This window comes from uncultured Muriicola sp. (assembly GCF_947258935.1).
In the GTDB taxonomy this organism is placed as follows: Bacteria; Bacteroidota; Bacteroidia; order Flavobacteriales; family Flavobacteriaceae; genus Muriicola.
In genome coordinates this window covers 1-5,130 of the sequence record NZ_CAMYKH010000018.1, presented here as the reverse complement: position 1 = coordinate 5,130, position 5,130 = coordinate 1, and the positions used below count along the sequence as shown (strand labels likewise).

At 40.1% G+C, this 5,130-nt stretch carries 2 protein-coding genes and 2 pseudogenes; 3 read left to right on the top strand and 1 reads right to left on the bottom strand.

Annotated features, from left to right (window positions below):
* Nucleotides 1-294, top strand: a pseudogene (locus Q0X72_RS04985) (pyridoxal-dependent decarboxylase); the annotation flags it as partial.
* On the opposite strand, the gene Q0X72_RS04980 reads toward Q0X72_RS04985, so the two are convergent.
* Nucleotides 284-2,083 carry a glycoside hydrolase family 15 protein gene (locus Q0X72_RS04980; RefSeq protein ID WP_297762545.1) on the bottom strand — a complete coding sequence of 600 codons (1,800 nt, stop codon included), beginning with the start codon at nucleotides 2,081-2,083 and terminating at the stop codon, nucleotides 284-286. The pseudogene Q0X72_RS04985 and the gene Q0X72_RS04980 overlap by 11 nt on opposite strands.
* A gap of 101 nt (nucleotides 2,084-2,184) precedes the next feature.
* Here Q0X72_RS04980 and Q0X72_RS04975 point away from each other — a divergent pair, with 101 nt between their 5' ends.
* A complete protein-coding gene (locus Q0X72_RS04975; RefSeq protein ID WP_297762544.1) occupies nucleotides 2,185-4,392 on the top strand; it encodes a bifunctional alpha,alpha-trehalose-phosphate synthase (UDP-forming)/trehalose-phosphatase in 2,208 nt (735 codons plus the stop codon).
* A gap of 118 nt (nucleotides 4,393-4,510) precedes the next feature.
* Nucleotides 4,511-5,130 (top strand): annotated as a pseudogene (locus tag Q0X72_RS04970) (steroid delta-isomerase); the annotation flags it as partial.

Below are 5,130 nucleotides of genomic sequence, written 5' to 3'. Positions count from 1 at the left end.
TTTGGACAGCAGATCAAAAAAGACCCGAAATTACAATTAGCTGTTACCCCCATGTCTAATATTGTATGTTTTCGCTTTGTGGATAGGGGTGCATCTCAGGATCGCTTAGATGAGATCAACCGAAGGATAAGACAGGAATTGCTGCAGGAAGGTAACTTTTACATTGTTCAAACCATGATTAAAGGAGTACACTTTCTTAGAACTACCATCATGAATCCGTTTACGACCATGGTCCATCTTAAAGAATTGCTCACCCTTATAAAACGCAAGGGAGATGCTATGATCATTGCATAGATTCGAGAACCTGCTGTTCCGTAGCTTTGTTTGAAAAATTTATAGCACATTCTATTAATGCCAGATGAGAATAGGCCTGTGGAAAATTACCCAACAGTCTTTTAGTCTTAAAATCAATGTCTTCACTAAAAAGACCTAAATGATTGCTATAAGATAATAGCTTATCAAAAAGGGCCATCGCCTTCTCTTCCTCTCCAATTTTGAACAGACTATTGATAAACCAAAATGTGCAGATAGTAAAGGAAGAGGAAGGTAGTCCGAAATCGTCCTCATTCTTATATCTATACAACAAGCCATCGTTGCTCAGTTCGCGTTCAATGGCTTTTACCGTGCTCACAAATTTTGGATCTTTTGCCGGGATAAAACCGTAAGATTCCATCAAAAGTACAGCGGCATCTAAATTAGGAGAACCGTAAGATTGTGTAAAAGCTTTCACTTCATCATTCCATGCGTTGTCCATGATGTCTTTTTTGATCCTTTGTTCCAAAAGGCTCCACTTTTCTATTTTCCGTGATTTGCGGAAGATCCTGGCTACCTTGATGGCACGGTCAATGGCGACCCAGCATAACACCTTTGAAAAGGTAAAATGTCGGTCCTCAGAACGGAACTCCCAAATCCCCTTATCTGGTTCTTCCCAGTGTTTGGCAACGATCCAAACAATTCCTTTTGTAATACCCCATAGTTCTTCGCCATTTTCAATATCGGTACTGTGTTTATTCAATTGTTCGTAGAGCACATCCATCAAAATACCGTAAATGTCGTTTTGCCTTTGTTGGTAGGCTGCATTTCCTATCCTTACGGGTTTCGATCCCTTATAACCACTTAAATGGTCCAGAGTTTTTTCTGTTAATTTCTTTTCCTTGTTGATCCCATACATGATCTGCAGCTTCTCATCCTTATCTGGAATAATATCTACTATAAATTGCAGGTATCTTCTGGCCACATTGGTATGTCCAAGATCTGCCATCACCTTGATCGCCATAGACGCATCTCGGATCCAACAAAAACGATAATCCCAGTTGCGGACCTCTCCAATAGTTTCCGGCAGGGAGGTTGTAGCTGCCGCAAGAACCGCCCCCGTCTTGTTGTAAGTGAGTAATTTCAGTGTTATAGCACTGCGGTTTATCTGGGCATTGTATTTCTTATAATTGGGGGTCTTATTGCTCCAGTTTAGCCAGTAGACCTTTGTCCTTTCTAGTTCAAGATACACTTTGCGCGTACTTGGTTGAAAGATCTTTTCATTGTAGGCAAGTAGAAAATAACCATTTTCTGTGATCTCCATTTCTCTTCCCTCTACAATAGCATTCTTATTAAAGGAGGAATAAAGAAAAACCGTTTCGAATTTTTCGCCCTGAGTTAAACTCACGATGAATTTCTTTTTTACATAGGTAAGGGTCTTCCCTACAGCGTATGCCAGCTTTGGTTCATAGTGAACACTAAAACTTGGTTTGCCAGATATGTGTTTTATAAATCGGGCTATTTCTGGAGGGCCATAATACGCATTTACTCCTTTGTAATAACGAGGCATAAAATCGTGTACCTCAAAGATATTATCTCCATCACTGAACCTGGTAATAAGAACAGCGGTGTGTTTTTTGTATCGTTGTTTTATGGTATATGAAGGTGCCACTTTTATCCCGAAACTTCCTCCCTTTTGTTCATCGAGTAACTTGGCAAAAACGGAAGAAGAATCAAACTCAGGAAGGCAACACCACTCAATTGAACCCGTTTTTGAGACAAGTGCCGCACTTCTACAATTTCCTATAATTCCATAATCTAAGTTATCCATAAATGAGAATCTGGTAAAAATTTTTGATTCATTGCAATTGCGCCACAATTTGACGAAATTTAGAGAAATTAAAGCTAAAAGGAGTTAAAAACATTCATTTTATGGCTAAAACTATCATTATCTCAAATCGGCTCCCTGTTCAGTTGCAAATTGACAATGGATCGATCAATGCTATTCCAAGTGTGGGCGGTTTAGCTACAGGAATGAAATCTGTTCATTCTGAAGGGCAAAGCCTGTGGATAGGATGGAGTGGCCTCACTGAGGAAGAGATTCCCCCTGAGCTCGAAGGTAAGATAGATGCGGCCCTGGCCAAACATGGGTCTTCTAAAGTAAAACTAACCACAGAAGAAGTGGATGGGTTTTACTACGGTTTTAGCAACCGTACTATTTGGCCTCTTTTTCATTATTTTCTTGAATATGCAGAGTTTGAACTGGCCAGTTGGAATACCTATAAAGAAGTGAATCAAAAGTTTGCAGATGCCATACTGAAGGAAGCCGGGGAAGATGATATCATATGGGTTCATGACTATCAACTTATGCTTGTCCCTCAAATGGTCCGTGAAAAACGCCCTAATATTTCCATTGGTTTTTTCCTGCACATTCCTTTCCCTTCCTATGAGATCTTCAGAACACTACCATGGCGGGAAGAAGTATTAATGGGTATACTGGGATCGGACCTTATTGGCTTCCATACATACGACTATGAGCGGCATTTTCTTAGCTCTGTTCGGCGTATATTAGGATTAGAAGTTAGCTTTAATGATATATACTCGGATGATCGTGTTGTAAAAGTAGATTCCTTCCCAATGGGGATCGATTATGCGAAATTCAGTGAAGCCGCTAAACAACATAAGTCGCTTTCAAAAAAAGACCAGTCTGAGCTTCAAAGGAGACTCAACAAACACAAAGAAGCTTCACCCGATGCTAAATTCCTGCTTTCAATAGACCGTTTAGACTATTCTAAAGGCATCGCAAAGCGGCTAAATGCCTATGAATATTTTTTAAAAAAATATCCCCAATACAAGGAAAAGGTCCGTCTTATAATCCTTGCCGTTCCATCCAGATCCAATGTTCCTCAATACAAATTATTGAAAAAAGAGATCGATGAACTGGTAGGCAGGATCAATGGAGAATTGGCTACTGTTAGCTGGACACCCATTTGGTATTTCTATCGTTCTATGCCCTTTGACAACCTTATAGATCTGTATACTTCTTGTGATATCGCCTGGCTTACTCCTATCCGGGATGGGATGAACCTTGTGGCGAAAGAGTACATTGCAACTCGTACAGATAAAACAGGGGTACTGATCTTAAGTGAGATGGCAGGATCGGCAAATGAAATGAACGAATCCCTGCTGATCAATCCTAATAATTTCGAGCAAATTGCGGATGCCATTCACAAGGCGATCCAAATGCCTGTTGAGGAACAAAAAGAAAGAAATACTGTGTTGCAAAAAAGGTTGGAACGTTATAACGTAGAAAAATGGGCCAATGACTTTATGCGATCGCTTACCTTACAAAGCGATAAGGACCCAACCTATGTAACCAGGCGTTTATCTTTAGATCTTACAAACACCATCATGAAACATTACCGGGATGCGGAAAAGCGACTACTCTTTTTAGACTATGATGGTACCCTGGCCGGGTTTCACACTGATCCTCAGAAAGCAGCCCCCGATGCCGCATTATATGAGCTGATAGACAACCTAGCTGCCATGGAAAATACAGATGTATATCTTATCAGCGGACGCGATAAGGAAACCTTTGAGCGCTGGTTCCTAAAGAAAAAATACAATATGATCGTGGAGCATGGAGTATGGCTTTCTGAAAAAGGATCGGATTTCACAATGCTGGAAAATGTGAAGAAAGATTGGATGGAAAAGATTTTGCCAGTGCTAGAGTCCTTTGTTGACAGAACTCCCGGAAGTTTTATAGAGGAGAAGAACTATTCCCTGGCATGGCATTACCGAAATACAGATCCCGACTTTGGGCAGAAGAGGGCCTCAGAATTAAATACGGTCTTGCGTAGTCTAATTGCAAACGATGATCTGAGTGTATTGAATGGTAATAAAGTAATGGAGATAAAAAGTAGCAATGTGAATAAAGGAAGGGCCGCAATGCGTATTTTTACTCAGGAATCTTATGATTTTGTGTTTGCCATTGGAGATGACTGGACAGACGAGTTCATGTTTCAGGAATTACCAGAGACAGCGGTGACCGTGAAGGTGGGCAGACAGAAAACACAAGCCAAATACTATCTAGACAGCATAAAAAATGTACGCGACTTACTCAAACGGTTTACAGAATAAAAAGTGTAAGTATCTGAGAATACTTCTGGTGCTAATTATAAGTTCATGTTCCTTTGCAAGTTCTGCCCAGACGAATACGGAAGTATTTGTGGTTAATATCGAAACTAACTCAGAAGGCATGTTTTTTAATACTTTACAGAACATATCTAACAATCCCGGATATGACAATCAACCCTCTTTCTACAATGACAATCTGATATTATTCTCCTCTACACGTACCGATCAAACCGATATTGCTGCCTACGCCCTGAACAAGGATAGCTTGCAATGGAAATCTGAGACAAAGAATGGCAGTGAGTACTCTCCATTAAAGATCCCGGAGAAAAGATCTATTTCGGCGATCAGACTAGATACAGACGGCACCCAGTTGTTGTATGAGTATGACTATATTACAGGATCGGATAAAGTGCTGCTGAAGGATCTGAAAGTAGGATATCACCTTTGGTATGATGCTAATATCCTAATCTCCTCCGTATTAATAGACAATAGAATGGACCTTGTAGTTTCTAATATAGAGGATGATACCAACTATACCTTTCAAAAAAATGTAGGGAGGTCGCTTCACAAAATCCCAAACTCTAAGCTTATAAGTTTTATTAGTAAAGAAGGAGAAGTTTTGGAAATAAAATCGATGGATCCTATTTCAGGAGCCACAAAAAAAATAGCTTTGTTGCCTCCTGGAGTTCAGGACATATGCTGGTTGATAAATGGAACCATCCTGGCCGGTAATGACAACCA